General features: G+C 55.4%; 8 protein-coding genes. 5 read left to right on the forward strand and 3 right to left on the reverse strand.

The window, feature by feature from the left end; genetic code table 11:
• Nucleotides 1–45: 45 nt before the first annotated feature.
• Nucleotides 46–957 (forward strand): ATP-binding cassette domain-containing protein, encoded by a 912-nt coding sequence (locus KIS77_08730; GenBank protein MCW5922415.1) that lies wholly within the window; start codon nt 46–48, stop codon nt 955–957.
• Nucleotides 958–984: 27 nt separating this feature from the next.
• A complete protein-coding gene (locus KIS77_08735) occupies nt 985–2,316 on the forward strand; it encodes an ABC transporter permease (GenBank protein ID MCW5922416.1) in 1,332 nt (443 codons plus the stop codon).
• Here KIS77_08735 and KIS77_08740 read toward each other — a convergent pair.
• Nucleotides 2,304–2,900 (reverse strand): TIGR04282 family arsenosugar biosynthesis glycosyltransferase, encoded by a 597-nt coding sequence (locus KIS77_08740; GenBank protein MCW5922417.1) that lies wholly within the window; start codon nt 2,898–2,900, stop codon nt 2,304–2,306. The genes KIS77_08735 and KIS77_08740 overlap by 13 nt on opposite strands.
• A 99-nt stretch (nt 2,901–2,999) precedes the next feature.
• On the opposite strand from KIS77_08740, the gene KIS77_08745 reads away from it, so the two are divergent.
• From KIS77_08745 to KIS77_08755, 3 genes are all read left to right on the forward strand, one after another.
• A complete protein-coding gene (locus KIS77_08745; GenBank protein MCW5922418.1) occupies nt 3,000–4,796 on the forward strand; it encodes a DNA polymerase III subunit gamma/tau in 1,797 nt (598 codons plus the stop codon).
• Nucleotides 4,797–4,945: 149 nt separating this feature from the next.
• Nucleotides 4,946–5,644 (forward strand): Crp/Fnr family transcriptional regulator, encoded by a 699-nt coding sequence (locus KIS77_08750; protein ID MCW5922419.1) that lies wholly within the window; start codon nt 4,946–4,948, stop codon nt 5,642–5,644.
• 114 nt (nt 5,645–5,758) lie between these two features.
• Nucleotides 5,759–8,437, forward strand: coding sequence for a DEAD/DEAH box helicase family protein (locus tag KIS77_08755; GenBank protein ID MCW5922420.1), 2,679 nt, complete (start codon nt 5,759–5,761; stop codon nt 8,435–8,437).
• Between the two features lie 20 nt (nt 8,438–8,457).
• Here the strand turns inward: KIS77_08755 and KIS77_08760 are convergent, their stop codons facing one another.
• Together KIS77_08760 and KIS77_08765 are read right to left on the reverse strand one after the other, a co-directional pair.
• A complete protein-coding gene (locus KIS77_08760; protein MCW5922421.1) occupies nt 8,458–10,779 on the reverse strand; it encodes a BamA/TamA family outer membrane protein in 2,322 nt (773 codons plus the stop codon).
• Nucleotides 10,776–15,722 (reverse strand): translocation/assembly module TamB domain-containing protein, encoded by a 4,947-nt coding sequence (locus KIS77_08765; GenBank protein ID MCW5922422.1) that lies wholly within the window; start codon nt 15,720–15,722, stop codon nt 10,776–10,778. The genes KIS77_08760 and KIS77_08765 overlap by 4 nt, the downstream gene beginning before the upstream one ends.
• Nucleotides 15,723–15,756: the final 34 nt, after the last annotated feature.

Consider the following 15,756-nt stretch of genomic DNA (forward strand, 5'->3'; position numbering starts at 1 on the left):
CTACCGACTTTTCCCCCGCCAATTAAAAAGACTTACTTCTCTCCTATGATTCTTTCCATCCAAGATGTAGTAAAAACCTACGGCAGCCATACCGCCGTCAATCATGTGAGCTTCGACGTGCCGAAAGGTAGCGTATTCGGCTTGCTGGGGCCCAATGGCGCCGGCAAGACTTCGTTGATTCGCATGATTACGACGATTACCGGGCCTGACTCGGGCACGATTCTGCTGAACGGCGAAAAACTCAACGAACGCACACCCGAAAAAATCGGGTATATGCCCGAGGAACGCGGCCTTTACAAAAAAATGAAAGTAGGCGAACAACTGCTCTACCTCGCCCAACTCAAAGGACTGACCAAAGCGGAAGCACATAGTCGAATCTATCATTGGCTCACCAAATTTGACATCAAGGATTGGTGGAACAAAAAAATCGAAGACCTCTCAAAGGGGATGCAGCAAAAAATCCAGTTTATCGCCACGGTGGTGCATCAACCGCCCCTGCTCATCCTCGACGAGCCTTTCACGGGTCTCGACCCCATCAACACCAGCCTTATCAAGGATGAGATTCGCCAGCTCAACGAGGAGGGCACCAGCATCATTTTCAGCACCCACCGCATGGAGCAAGTGGAGGAAATGTGCGACCATATCGTGCTCATCAATCGCGGCGAAAACGTGCTCTGCGGCGAAGTGCAACACATCAAGAACCAATACAAGCAAAATCACTACCGCGTGGATTGGCAAGGCGATTTGCCGGGAGAATTCGCGCAGCGTTTCCCCATCGTGAAGCGAGAGAAACACGCCGTCACCGTGCAACTGCACGACGAGAAAGAGAGCAACGACCTGTTGATTTACCTGATTCAAAGCGGTGTCCACATCACGCACTTCGAGGAAATACTGCCTACGTTCGACGAGATTTTCATCCGAACGGTGGAAGGCGAGCAGCAACCCGTCAAATCATAACCCAAACCACACATCAACGAATCGGCCATGAGCAAACTTTCTCTCATCATCAAGCGCGAATACCTCACGCGCGTCACCAAAAAATCGTTCATCATCGGCACCTTGCTGGCCCCCTTGGGCTTGCTCGTCTATATGCTCGTCATCGTCGGCCTCACCAAATATGAGAGCGGCGGCGAAATCAAAGTGGCGGTGCTCGACGAGGCGGGCGTGATAAAGCAAATGCCCGACGACAAGGGTATTCGATTCATCCCCACCAGTGGCAAAACGCTGGAGCAACTGAAGACGGAAGTGCAGAACAAGCAATTCGACGGGGTGCTGCAAATACCCCCGTTGGGCAGCTTCAACAAAAAGGAGTACACGGTCTTCTATCATTCCGACGACCGGCTGGCACCCGAAAAAAGCAGCGTCATCGAGCGGAAAGTAGGCAAAAAAATCCGCGACTTCAAAATAGACTCCCTCAAACTCGACCCCCAAGCCCTCGATATGCTCGAAACCAAAGTCGCCATTGACCCCGAAAAAATAACTGGCTCGGGCGACGACGACAGCAAATACACCGCCGGGGTGGGACTTGTCATTGGGGGCATCATGGCCTTCATCATGTTTTTCATGGTCACCATGTACGGCGCGATGGTGATGCGCTCGGTGATGGAGGAAAAGACCAACCGCATCGTGGAAGTCATGATGTCGAGCGTGCGCCCCTTCGAGCTGATGCTCGGCAAAATCATCGGCGCGGGGGCGGTTGGGCTCACGCAAGTGTTGATTTGGGTGGTGTTGGGCGGCGGCGTGATGCTGCTCGTGCCGTTGTTCATGGGCGGCATTGACCCATCACAGATGCAAGGCGCCATGCCTGCTCCCGGCGAAATGCCGACCATTGACCCCGAAGAGATAGAGGGCGAGACCTTCCGTTTCATGACCGAGATTGGCAAACAAAACTGGCCGCTCATCATCTTCTCGTTCATCGTCTTTTTCCTCGGCGGCTATTTCATCTACTCGTCGCTGTTCGCGGCCATAGGCTCTGCCATCGGCGACGACTTGGGCGAGGGCCAATCGCTGACGCTGCCTGTGATGATTCCGATTATTCTGGCGTTCTACATCACAGCCTTTGCCGGGATGCGCAACCCCAACAGTGGCCTCATGGTGTTCGCCTCCATGTTCCCGCTGTTTTCGCCTATTGTGATGCCGTTCCGAATGGCCTTTAGCCCGCCTATTTGGCAAATCATTCTATCGCTGGCGTTGGTGGTGGCTGCCGCGTTCTTCTTTGTGTGGTTGGCGGGTCGCATTTACCGGGTGGGCATTTTGCTCTATGGCAAAAAAGTGACCTTCAAGGAAATCGGGAAGTGGATGTTTTACAAAGGCTGAAACGCCTGCCAGTCCGTTTCCGTGTCCACGTCCGATAGTTCGGGCAGCAGGGTGCAAGACTTCCCTGCTGCCCGAATTTTTTCGAGCGTCAGCGTTCGCACCCGCTCGGTGCTCCACTCGATGCCGCGAAAAACGGCAGCCTCCAATCCCTTCATTCCCAGCAAATAATAGCCGCCATCGGGCACTGGGCCGAGCACAAAATCAGTCTCGTCGAGCGCGTCGAAAGCCTTTTGCAGCATCTCGCCCGTCAGTTCGGGACAGTCGCTGCCGATGATGACGGCCTTTGAGGCACCGGCTTCAAAGGCCGTTCGGAAGGCCTGTTCCATCCGCTGGCCGAGGTCGCCGTCAGCTTGTTTTTTTTTGAAAAAATCCGCTTCCGGCCATGCGTCATTTTTTTCGACAAAATCGCTGTAGAAAAGCCAACGTTCGGCCCGAACGCCTTGCGCGGCGACGCGGGTTTTTTCCAACAAAATTTGGTAAACCCGCAGCGCTTCGGTATCGCCAACCGTGCGGGCGAGCCGGGTTTTTACTTTGCCCAACTGTGGGTTTCGGATAAAAATGAGAAGTGTTTGGGTCAAAATCAATCCGTTTTTGACAAAGGTCGTTCGCGTTTATCACTCCGGCTTAACTTGTTGAAAACTTGCCTGCTTTTTCTCCGCCGAACAATCGTACTTTTGTGAGGCATGAGCAACTTCGTCGTTTCCGCCCGCAAATATCGCCCGCAGCGTTTCGAGGACGTGGTGGGGCAGCAACACGTCGCTGGCACGCTGAAAAACGCGCTCGCTACCGACCATGTGGCCCACGCATTCCTGTTCACAGGCCCGCGCGGTGTGGGCAAAACGACCTGCGCCCGCATCCTCGCCAAAGTGCTCAACTGCGAAAACCGCACAAAAAACTTTGAAGCCTGCAACGAGTGCTCGTCATGCAAATCCTTCAACGACAACGCTTCCTTCAACATCATCGAACTCGACGCGGCTTCCAACAACTCCGTCGAGCACATTCGCGCCCTCACCGAACAGGTGCGTTTTCAGCCACAACAAGGCAGATACAAGGTCTTCATCATTGACGAGGTGCACATGCTCTCGCAAGCTGCCTTCAATGCTTTCCTGAAAACTTTGGAGGAGCCGCCGCCTTATGCCATTTTCATACTCGCCACCACCGAGAAGCACAAAATCATTCCGACCATCCTATCGCGCTGCCAGATTTTCGATTTTCGGCGCATCACGGTGGCCGACATGGTGCTTCACCTGAAAGATATCTGCCAAAAAGAAGGCATCGAAGCAGAGGAAGACGCCCTGCACATCATCGCTCAAAAAGCCGACGGCGCGCTCCGCGACGCACTTTCCATTTTCGACCGCATCACCAGCTCGGCCACCGGGCGAAAAATCACCTACGAGGATGTCATCGAAAACCTCAACGTCCTCGACTACGATTATTATTTTCAGATAACGGACTCCCTGCTGGCTGAGGACGCCGCGGCCATGCTGAACTTGTTCGACCAAATTCTCCGCAAAGGATTTGAGCCAGATGTGTTCATCATTGGCCTTGCCGAACATCTGCGCAACATCCTCGTTTGCAAGGATGAAGCCACCCTCGCCCTGCTCGAGGCTGGCGAAAGCCTCCGCGAACGCTATCGCAAGCAAGCATCGCTTGCGCCCGCGTCGTTCCTGCTTACCGCGCTGAACATCTGCAACGACTGCGACGTGAATTTCAAAATGGCCCGCCACAAGCGGCTCCACGTCGAGCTCGCATTGCTCAAAATATGCTACATCGGGCGAGCGGTCGCGGCAGCTGCCCAAACAGGTGTTTTTCAGGAAAAAAAAACTCCTGACCTGACCCAAGCCCCAAAGGCCGACGGCACCGCCAACCCCAATGGCAACAACTACCGCCCCCCCTCCGCGCCCCACAACGCGCCGCCCTCCGCCGTAGCGGAGCCAGAGACACCCGCCAAAGGCAACGCACAGCCCCTGAGCCGCACCGAAATGCTCGAACTCGCCTCCGGCCTCCGGCAGGGCCTGAAAAAAGCAGAAGCCATCCCGCTGCGCCTCGATGCTTACGAGCAAGCGGTGGAGGTGGAAGAAGCGGAAAAAGCAGCCCTAGAAAGCCGCCTCAATTTGGAAAATGCCCGCACGGAATGGAAGGCCTACGCCGAATCGCTCGAATCGAACCTCGTGCGCATGGCACTCCTCAACGCGGAATTGCGCCTGCACGACAAGGTGCTCACCGCCACCGTCCATTCCGTCACCAACCGCAGCCACGTCCAAGCGGAAATGATGCGCTTGCTCGACACCCTCCGCCACCGGCTGCATGACCCGGCCCTGAAAATTCAAGTCGAATTGGACGAAAGCAAATTGCAGGAACAGCTGGCCGCTCGGCCTCAACGCCCGCTCACCGCCAAAGAAAAATTGGACAAAATGAAAGAGGTGAACCCCTTGGTGGAGGACTTGCTGCGCAGGTTTGATTTGAAATTGGAGGAATAATGCAAATGAGGGGTTGAACCAAATTCTTTCCCAAAAGTCCGTCAGGTAACATTTCTGCTCCGAGCACCCCGCGACTTTTGCTCTCAAAAAACATCATGAGCACTCAACCACATCCCTCGCGGCGTGTTCTCCGTTCGACTTACTCGAATATGCAAACACTTCAGGCACTTTGGCACTTAGAGAACATTGATGTCACCCACTTGCTTTGTCCCACCAAGCTCGGCAACGAGGCCCTGATGTCGCAGCACACCTACCGCACCTTCAAAAAGGGCGAGCAGGTATATGTGCCCAGCGATTGCTCGGACCGCATTTTTTTCATAAACGAAGGCCGCATCAAAATTTCCGTGATGAACGAGGAAGGCAAGGAAATCACCAAAGCCATACTCGGCAAGGGGGAGGTATTCGGCGAGCTGGCGCTGCTCGGTGAAAACTATCGCCACGACATCGCCACTGCCCTCGAAAACACCTCTGCTTGCGTGGTCACCTTGGACGAGCTGCGCGGCCTCATGCGCGAGCGTTCTGACCTCAACTTGTTCTTTATGAAGATGTTTGGCACACGGCAGCTGGAAATGGAGCGGCGGCTGGAGTCGCTCGTGTTCCGCGATAGCCGGAGCCGCATCGTGGAGTATCTGGTGCATTTAGCCCAAACAAAGGGGCAGCGCGTGGGCTACGAATGGGTGGTACGCAACTTCATCACGCATCAAGAAATAGCCAACCTGACGGCCACCAGCCGCCAAACCGTGACAACCACGCTCAACGACCTGCGCTACAAAAGGCTCCTGACTTTCAACCGCTCGCGCCTCCTGATTCGGGATTTGGACAAATTGGCGGCAGAAGTCAAAAGCTGAGCAGCAGGCAGGCTACCGCACATCCCGCAATTTTCTCCGTTCCGCTCACCAATCACTACAGTCGGCTGCACTACTTTTGCCTCATCCCGAAAACAATACCATCGGCAACAAATCATGGCAAAAGCAGCAGCGGCAAAAAAATCATCCAAAAAAGCCAAACCCAAAAAAGCAGTAAAAGTATCCTACCACCGCCGCCCGGGCGATATCTCTCTTGACTTGTGGCAGCTAAAACTGCGGAAACAGTTCGGAGAAGACAATCCCTTTGAAATCACCAACATGGGCGACCACCCCATTTTTTCAGAGTTCAGTGTTTGGAACCCCACCACACGCAACAGTTATCGCGTCGTGATTTGCACAAACATCCCTTCAAAAGGTCTTCTGCCAGAGAACACGCTCACCTCGGTCGGCAATTTCTGCACCTGCCAAGATTTCAAGACCAATCGCTTGGGACTTTGCAAGCACATCAGCGCGGTGCTGCATAAGATTGGCAAACAGCGGGGAGCCAAGAAGGCTTTCAAAGAAGGATACCAATCGCCCGTCTCGGCGGTTTATGTGGACTACCGCCACGAGCCACGCATTCGCTTGTATGTAGGCACGGAACACACAGAACAAATGTTGCAGTTGGCCTCCAAATGGTTCGACGGCGATGGGTTCATTTTGCCCGACGGGTTTGCCTATTTTGAAAAATTCATCGAAAAAGCCCGCAAAATCCACCCCCCGTTCAAATGCTACCCCGATGCCTACCAACTGATTGCCGAACGCCGTGAAAACATTCGCCGAAGGGCGCTTTTAAGCAAAAAACTACCCGGCGGAGCCAGTGCCCCATACTTCGACAATCTTTTGAAAGTCAATCTTTTCCCCTATCAAAAAGTGGGGGTGCATTTCGCGGCCAACGCGGGCCGATGCCTCATTGCCGACGAAATGGGACTTGGCAAAACCATTCAAGCCATCGGTGCCGCCGAAATGCTGCGCCGCGAAATGGGCATTCAAAAAGCCATCGTGGTGTGTCCGACCTCTTTGAAGTATCAATGGAAAACAGAGGTCGAAAAATTCAGCGGCGCCACGGTCAACGTGGTGGAAGGCACCCAAACCAAACGCATCCAACAATACGAGACCGACGATTCCTTTTTTCAAATCGTCAGCTACAACACCGTCGCCAATGATGCCGAATATCTGCGCCAAATGGATGCCGACCTGCTCATCATTGACGAAGCGCAGCGCATCAAAAACTTTCGCACCAAAGTCTCGATGCAACTCAAAAAAGTGCAAACCCCTTACTGTTTCGTCCTGACAGGCACCCCATTGGAAAACAAACTGGAAGAGCTCTACGCCGTCACGCAATTCGTTGACCAACACAAACTCCCACCCCTCTACCGTTTTCTCGACCGCTACCAAATCGTGGGCGAGAATGGGCAAGTGCTCGGCTACAAAAACCTAAAAGAAATCGGCACGGCCCTCTCGGATTGCCTCATTCGCCGCCAAAAGAAAGAAGTGCTGAAGCAGCTCCCCAAACGCATGGACAAGACGCTATTCGTGCCCATGACGCAGCAACAAAAAGAAATCCACCGCGAGCTAGCCGATAATGTGGCGCGACTGGTGGCCAAATGGCGCCGGATGCACTTCCTGAGCGAAAAAGACCGACTGCAACTTATCCTTTCCCTGTCCCAAATGCGCATGGTGTGCGACAGCACCTACATCCTCGACCAACAAACCCGATTCGACACCAAGATTGACGAACTGCTTTGCATTTTTGAAGAGGCACTCGCCGACCCAGAGCAAAAAATAGTGATTTTCAGCCAATGGGAACGCATGACCCGACTCGTGGCGCAAGAGCTGGACAGCCGTGGCGTAGGCTACGCCAACCTGCACGGGGGCATCCCCAGCGCCGACCGCGCCCCGTTGCTCGACCGCTTCCGCGACGACCCCGATTGCCGCGTGTTTCTTTCCACCGATGCAGGCGGCGTAGGGCTAAACCTGCAATCCGCCTCCATGGTCATCAACCTCGACATCCCTTGGAACCCCGCCGTGCTCGAACAACGCATCGCCCGCATCCACCGCATGGGGCAAAAAAGCAACGTCACCGTCATCAACATGGTCGCCACCGAAAGCATCGAACACCGAATGCTTGGCGTGCTCGAATTCAAGGCAGGAATGGCGCAGGGAGTGCTCGACCCGGACGGCGACGACACCATCTTTATGTCCGAGACGAAATTCAAAAAGTTCATGGACAATGTGGAATCTCTGACAGGAGAAGGCTGGCAGCAGCCCCATACCCCCGACGAATCGGCTGTGGAAATGGCTGAAAGCGAGGACTTTGAAGCACCGCCCTCTGCCTCTGCCCCTCAAAGCGAGCAACCCAAAAACCGCATCGAGCCTGCCGAAACTTTTATGGGCGACGACGACGTGCCCACCGAGCCAAGCACCTCTTCCAAACATGGCACAACAGAGCATCCCGCCACACCAGCCCCCCAATCGCCCACCCGAACCAGCGCAGAAGAAAAAACCGCCCATAGACAGCCATCCTCACCCTCCGGCACCCGCCCATCAATGGGAACCCCCGCCCCTGCTTCCCCGCAGGAGCTGGTGCAGACGGGCGTTTCTTTTTTTGCGGGTTTGGCACAAACACTAAGCAGCCCTGAAAAAACACAGGAACTGGTGCAGTCCATCGTCGCCAAAGACGAGCAAACCGGCCAGACCTACCTCAAGATTCCGGTGGAAAGCGCGGCAGTGGTGGAAAACGCGGTAAAACTGTTGGGAGGGCTTTTGTCGGGTCTTTCCGCAAAAGGAGGATAAGAGATTGGGGCAGAAACGCATCAGAACGGGTACCCCACCGAAAAATTGAGCACCAAATTTTCCCTGCGCCAAGCACGAGAGTGGGGGGCAAACTTCCCTAATCTCCACCGCTCGCCCACCGTGAGCCAGGGTTTCACGACAGGCGTGGCCACATCGAGACGAATGACCAAAAAGCTGATGCCGTAGCGCAGCCCAAGCCCCGTCCCCACGGCCAATTCCTTGTAAAAACGATTGAGTTTGAACTCCGCGCCCGGTTGGTTGGGCAACGGGGCAAAGGTCCAGATGTTGCCCGCATCCAAGAAGGCAGCCCACTCCCAATGAGGAGTGAAGCGCCGACGGTACTCCCAAGACATTTCCATCAAAAAATTGCCCACATGATTGGAGATGATGGCAATGCCGCTCGCGCCAGCCTCCGGCGGCAAGCTGCCGGGGCCGATGGTGCGGGGCGGAAAGGCCCGTAGGCTATTGGCCCCACCGATGATATAAAGGTCGTTGATGGAAAAAGACGACACGGAGGCATCGGTGAGCGGAAGCGCCGCGTTGAACACGAACCTTCCCGCAAGGGTGGTGCGCTTGTCGAGATTGAAAAATTGGCGAATATCGTTTTCAATAAAAGTCACCAGATTGAACGGCGAGGTCTGTGATTCGGGGGCCAGCGGCGAATCGAAAAAAAGCCCCCCGCGCAGCGTTGTTTTCACGCGCCAATATGTTTGCCGACGCAAGCTGGTAAGGAAACGATTGTCGTGAACGAAGGCATAGTTGGGCGCAAAATAAATCTGTGGCGCGTAGGTCAAATTCACGCTACTGGTCGAATCGCCCTTCACTGTTGCCTCAAAGATAGTGCGAAACGTTTTTGGGAAAATGGCGGTGAAGCGCCCACCGGCGCTCAGCGGGTTGATTTCTTGCGTGAGCGTGGGGCGGCTGCTGTTTTTGATGACCCAGCCCCCGTCGAAGTCGAACTCGTGCAGCGCCGCGCCAAATTTGCCAAAATCAGACGCTTGCAGCAGCACATAACGTGACAGCTGATACTCCAGCGCATAGCGGTTTTGCAACAATGGCGCACGGATGCTGCCATCTGGCCTGAACGTTGGCGGGCGCAATCGCGGAATCGTCAGCGTGGTCTTCGCATCCAATGTCAGGAGGTTGATATCGGAACCCGCGTTTCTCTTGTCGGAAATGCGCAAGGGCTGCGCGGAGGCCTCCAATCGCAGCGTTTCCGCGCCGCCAAAGGTGTTTCGATTGTCGTACACCAATCCGAACACCCCGCCCCAATACAACTGGGGAGAGTACACGGCGGCCCCGTTGAGCTTCACCTTGTGGCGTTTGTGCGGGATGAGTTGGAGGGATGCGGCCAGCGTGGAGTCCGGCTTTGGCTCGAAGCGCAGATTGATGAATTTGAAGGAGCTGAGGTGAAAAAGATAGGCCAAGGTGGTTTCGTGCGCGGCCCCGGAATAGTAATCGCCACAGTTGAAAGCCAACGTTTTTCGCAACATATCGGGCGGCAGCCCACCCGGTCTGCCTCGAAAAGCCACGCAATCGCCCTCGCCGTGCGGCGGCTTTTGGGTAGTGGTGTCGTTGATGCCCTGCATATTGGGGAACACTGCGATGGTGTCCACCATGTATCGGGCAAAAGCATTGGTGGGTGCGGAAGATTTCACGCGCAAATTCAAGTCAATGTTCCGCTCGCCGATGAGCGTATCCGCCTCAAAAAAGAAATAGTCGGCTTGAAACTCATAGTAACCTTCATTGCGAAGATGCTGGGCGAGGCGCTCGCGCTCCGTCCGCAGGGCATCCAGATTGTAAACGTGGCCGGGTTTGAGGGTGGCGCTGGGCAGCAAATTGGCCACGCGGCGGCCAAACTCGTCATTGATTGGCAGTTGGTATTCGATGTGGCGGAGTCGGTGTGGCGGTGCGGGCAGGTGAAGCGTGTATCGGACTTTTGCTTGGCGCTTTTTTCTTTTTATTTTCACGATGTGCGTCACCTCCGCATCGAAATAGCCGTGATTGAGCGCCCGATTGTCGAGTAGTTTTTCTGTTGTTTCCACCATGTCGGGGGTGAACAAAACGGGCGTTGTTGCAAACTTTTTGTGCATCCAAGTTTGCGGTTTGAACCGAGTGTTGACCCACAACCCGAACGAGATGCCCAACACCGCCTTGTTGGGCACTGGCAATGCCACCACCGATTGTGCGGCAGTTTTCAAGGCATCGGTCGGCCATGCCTTGTCCGCTTTTTTCAGCTCCACTTTTGCCCCGCGATAGAGCAATTGGCCTTCGGGCAAGCGGCGCGTGCCCATGCAGGAAGCCAATAGGAGCGGGACGACGAAAAGGACGATGTTTCTCATTGAGCGGGCTTGGGTGCGGAAGCGGCTTTTGGGGAGCGGTTGAAAATGTCGGACAGGCGCAGATATTCTTTTTCAAAAATCAACCCCGCGCCCGTCTGGTTGATGCGGCGTTGGAAAAGGCCGTTGAAAGCCTGTTCCGAAAAGGCCGTGGCTTTGAGCGTGCCACTGCGATTGATTTTGTATTCCACCAAGATATTGTCGAATTGGCTGCCCACGCCGCTACTGTTGCCGTTGGAGCCAGCGTAGTCGAAGCTCGTCTCCCCGCTGGCTCGGAAGGTGACCCGGTCGTTGAAAAACGATTTTTTCACCCTGAAATCCAAGTCGGCCTGCCCCGACGCGGAAGCATCGTTCAGTTTGAAATCAATATCCACCCACGAGATGTCGCTGGCAAGCGCGTTGAGTTGCTGTGAAATCATGTTGTTCAGACCCGCCTGCCAATCCACCACACGTGCTTGGTCGAGACCTGAGCCGCTGAGCGACTTGAAAACGATGAGACTGAACACTTGCTGGGAAATGGCCGCCGGATTTTCGTTTATCTGATTGACCGCCTGAATGATGTCGGGATTGCCTGTGTTTTTGTAGTCGGTACCCTGTTCCGCGTCAATGGGGTAGGCCAGTTCGAATTTCAACTCGGCATCGTCCATGTAGCCGCGCATACTCGCGGTGAGCCAGAATGTTTGCACACCGATATTGGGTTGATTCGATTGGCCAGCAAGCAATGGCAGCGGGGAGGTCTTCACCACATAATGTGCCGCGAGGTCCATTACTGGATTGTAGGGGTCTTTTGTCCACATCAGGCTGCCTCCTTTGGCGAGCATGAAAGTGCGTTTGAAAAAGTTGTTGTAAGAGTATTCGGCGGTGCCGCTCACGATTTCCACGCGACCATTCAACTCGATGTCGCCATGCGGAAACACGTCGAGGTGAAGATTGCCCCGCCCCTTGGCTTCCAGCACATCGCGGGTCATTTGGTTCAGAATCACTTTTAGTTTCAGGTTGTTGTTGTCTTTCAATTCCAAATTCATCTCAAGCCTGAATGGGAACGTCGTCTTTGCTGCCACTTCTTCCACTGGTGTCGCCGGCTCGTTGGGATTGACAAACACAACAATGCCGACGCTTTCGTTGAGCGTTCGCTGCCCGTCGTCGTAGCGATACCAAAGCTCCGAGTCGCCCGATGGTTTCACGTTCACCATGACGACTGGCAGCGATGCCTTGCCTTTCACCGTGCCTGTGGCATCCGTCATGAGTGTGCCGAAGTAGGGCACGTCACTGGTCTCTATTGTTTTTAGCACCAAAAATTCCTGCATGGCGAATTGCAAATCGAGCTCCACGCTGTCCATGTTGTTGAGGTCAACTCGCCCGTTTAGCCATGCGCGGCGGTTGCGCTCGTCGGTCATTTGCAAACTATCAAGCACGATGGCATTGTGCGCGATGCGCAACGTCTGCCCATTGAGCCGATAGCGCACATTGTTCACGGTGGGCCGAATCGCGGCGTCGTTCAGTTGGAAAATCCCGCTGACATCGGGTTTTTCCAAAATGCCGCCCACCTCCATTTGGCCGGCAAGTTCGCCCGAACATTCGTGGAAATACGTTTTCACAAAAGGCATGGCGGTCTCCAAGCGAAGCTTTTTGACGAATACATTCAAATTGAGATGAGTTTTCGTGCCAAAATCGCCGCTCAACTCCACCTCGTTGGCTCCTTGCACGGAGGCTGTCACTTTGAAAGCATCTCGCCCTGTTTGCAAAATACCGAAACTCAAATTGCCGACATCGGCCTCGTTGTATTTCAACCCGCCGATTCCCAGACGTGCTCGGATGGTGGGGTCGTCGGATTGCAGCGAGTCAATGCGCACCACTCCTTCCAACAGCCCCCCCATCGTGACCGAGTCGAGCTGAAGCAGGGTGGGCAACAAGGACAGGTCGAGGGACTGAAACTCGGCACGAAGACGGTTTTCCAAATCGCCTTCGAGGCGCAGCATCTGAGAGTCGAGGCGCATCTCGAAATCGTGTACCGCCAGCGGAGCCGTTGCGGTCGGGAAGTTGATGCGATTGCCTGCCGACACAGCCCATTGCTGATATTGTATGGTCTGCACGGGTTCAAGGCGCGCATACCAGATGCTATCTTGCGTCAGAGCGGCCCCCAACGCAACCCGCTGCCGCCCAAGCGAATCAAGCACTTGAAGGTGAGTGGTCACTATGCCCTTTTCCAGACGCGCCCCAAAATCCAAGCCTTCAAAAGCGGATTTGTAACTCATCTTGAAGGCAGGGCTGCGGATTATCACTGTTCCCGCCGACTCGTCCAACGAAGCCATTCCCTCCAGCTGCCGCACCCGATGCCCTTGCCAAGCGATTTGGTCGCATTGCAGCCGGGCGCCCATCAGGCCGGGTTGGTAGAAGCCGCTCAGGCGCACCGTGTCGAGCGCCGTCAGGCCGGGTATGAGGCCATTCGCAAACAAGCCGGGTTGTCGCATGGCAATCTGCCATGCGAGCGAATCTTGATGAGCGCGGGAAAAGGAGGAAGAGTCGCCCTGCAAATGTTTGTCGAGCCACGAGACCAGCAGCTCCGGCAGCTTGCGATTGTCAAAGCGCCCAGCCAAGCTGCCTTCAAGCCAATCGCTGTTTATCTCAAAAATATTTTCTCTTTCGGAAAAACCAATTTGAGCGGTCAGTTGGCTTGGAAAAACCTGCACCGTGTCGCGCCAGCATTTCAAGGAATCCAGCAAAAGCCCTCCACGCGCCAGCAAGGGGCGATGCTGGTCGAGTGTGTCCAAAAAGGGCAGAAAGAGATGGTCGAGATGAGCGCGGAGATGGCCGCTGCTCAAAAACGGGACAGGCGATTGGAGCGCCCGTTGTTCAAAGCAAGTCTCCACGCGCAAGTCTTGAAAGTTGCCGTTGGCCGCCATTTTTTTGCCTTCCAACCGAACGCTGCCCCAGTGCCAACCCGACCATTCGAGTTGTTGAAGTCGTGCTTCCAAGCCAATGTTGCGCAGGGAGTCGCTTGTGATGCTGGCGCTGACATCGAGGCGTTGGGTGGTGTCGAAGCCCCAGTCGGCGAGCAGTGCCGGATGCACCAACGCGGCGGGGAGCAGTTGTTCGGAACGCAGCGTCACGTCCATATTACCGACGCTATCCCGATAGGCCAATTCTACGCGGCCGCCCTTGGGGATGTTCAAGGATATTTCGCTGCCCAAACCACCGCGACCGCCAGTCAAGGTGCCTTTTGCCTGTATCTGTGGTGGCAGATGGAGATATTGGCTCAGTGCGGTGTCGCGGAAAAATGGCGCGAGCAAAGTGCTGTCAAGTGTGGCCTCTACGAGTTCCACTTGGTAACGGGCGCTCGCGCCTTGCCAATCCGCCAGCGAAAAATCGAGTCGTGCGGCGCTCCCATTTTCTCCTGTCCGCAGGTTCAACTGGCCGTCCACCCGACGCATATCGCCTTTGGCGCTACCCGAAAGATGTGTCATTTCGGGCAATTCGAACGACGGCGGCAGGGTGCCCGGCGGCAGCATTTTTTCCACCAAATCGCCCGGGGCATCCAAGGAATGTAGCCGTGTGTCGAACTGAATGAGGCGTGGCTGCCCGGCGTTGGCAATGGTCGCGCTGATATCCGCCTTCATGGGGCGCTTGCGCTCCTGACCTGTCGGCTGGTAGAGCGGCGTGAGGCTCAGTTCCAACTGGCGCATGTCGCCGCGGAAGCGGCCCTGCATCTGAATCACGTCGTCGGCAGCCATTCCTTCCGGCAGCGTCCCGGCGGGCACGAATGTTTGAACCGTGCGGACGTTGGTGCGGAATCGGCTCACCGTCAGGTCGCCGCCAAGTCGGGTCGCTTGGCGCAGGTGGTGTATGTGGCCGCTAAGCGAAAGTGCCGTAGTGCCGTGTTTTGTTTGGAGGTCGAGTTTTTGAAGTCGCAAATCATCGAGCGAGCCGCTGCCTTCCACCACAAAATCAAAAACCTCGTCGGGGTGTTTTTTAAAATAAGGGTAGTCGGTAAAATAAGTCACGTCGGCGCTCCGCAGTTGCCCCTCCAATGGCTCGAATCGGTAGTGCAAGGCATCGCGCGTTTGGAGCGAAATCCCACCCGCGAGCCAACTCTCGTTGGCTTGCAGGCGCATCTTTTTTAGCGCCAGTCGGTCGCCCACCAAAGTGACATCGGTGGATACCGACATTTGCAGGCCACCCGCGTCGCTGGCCTGAATCGCCGCGACAGATGCAAGGATACTATCTGCCTTTACCCGAAGCTGGCCCACTTGCAAGCGGGTGTTGCGCAAATCAATATGGTCGGGGCGAAAAGTGCCCGGCTCGGGCGGCGGTGCCTCGTCCGTGCGCCACACGATGCGGCCATTGTTGTCGGTGATGTTTGAAAAATCAATTTGAAGGGTGTCCATTCGCACCTGTTGCAGGGTGCCGTGCAGCGAATCGGCTTGAAAGCGGAAATGGCTATGGCTGGCGGTGTCTTCCCATTCAAAACGCACGTTTTGCAGCAGGACGGGCGCTCGCCGGGCGGCGACGAAGAGGCTGGGAGGGTGGCCGGAGGGTGGTTGGCCGTCGTCGAAGGCATCGAGGATGAACTGGTAATTCCAACGGGCATCTGCTTGCGCAAGTCGCAAGTGCGCATCGTGCAGCGCGAGGCCGTATATCGGCAGGGTGTCGCGGAATAGTTTCCAAAAGTTGGTTTCCACGACCAACGAACCCACATTTAGCAAGGTGTCGCCTGCGGCATCCGTGACGAACACGTTCCCCAACACGACGCGACGCGGGAAGTCAAGTTCAAAGCGAGCAATGCGAACGGTGTTTTGCAAGCGTTTTTGCAGCCATTGGGCCGCCCAATGAGCGGCTTTTTGCTGGACGGGTGGGCTGAAAAGCAGCAGCAACACCGCCACCAAAAAGCACAGCAACGGAATCCCCAACCATCGGGCTGCTATTTTGACCACCTTGTTTTGTTTCATGTAAAATCGCGGGAATCAACGGATTAGTCGCAAA

This window comes from Saprospiraceae bacterium (assembly GCA_026129545.1).
Lineage (GTDB): Bacteria > Bacteroidota > Bacteroidia > Chitinophagales > Saprospiraceae > M3007.

What these genes read in the sequence shown, in the direction of transcription:
- KIS77_08730 (MCW5922415.1), top strand. Translation starts at nt 46, where the DNA reads ATGATTCTTTCCATCCAAGATGTAGTAAAAACCTACGGCAGCCATACC.
- KIS77_08735 (MCW5922416.1), top strand. Translation starts at nt 985, where the DNA reads ATGAGCAAACTTTCTCTCATCATCAAGCGCGAATACCTCACGCGCGTC.
- KIS77_08745 (MCW5922418.1), top strand. Translation starts at nt 3,000, where the DNA reads ATGAGCAACTTCGTCGTTTCCGCCCGCAAATATCGCCCGCAGCGTTTC.
- KIS77_08750 (MCW5922419.1), top strand. Translation starts at nt 4,946, where the DNA reads ATGCAAACACTTCAGGCACTTTGGCACTTAGAGAACATTGATGTCACC.
- KIS77_08755 (MCW5922420.1), top strand. Translation starts at nt 5,759, where the DNA reads ATGGCAAAAGCAGCAGCGGCAAAAAAATCATCCAAAAAAGCCAAACCC.
- KIS77_08760 (MCW5922421.1), bottom strand. Translation starts at nt 10,779, where the DNA reads ATGAGAAACATCGTCCTTTTCGTCGTCCCGCTCCTATTGGCTTCCTGC.
- KIS77_08765 (MCW5922422.1), bottom strand. Translation starts at nt 15,722, where the DNA reads ATGAAACAAAACAAGGTGGTCAAAATAGCAGCCCGATGGTTGGGGATT.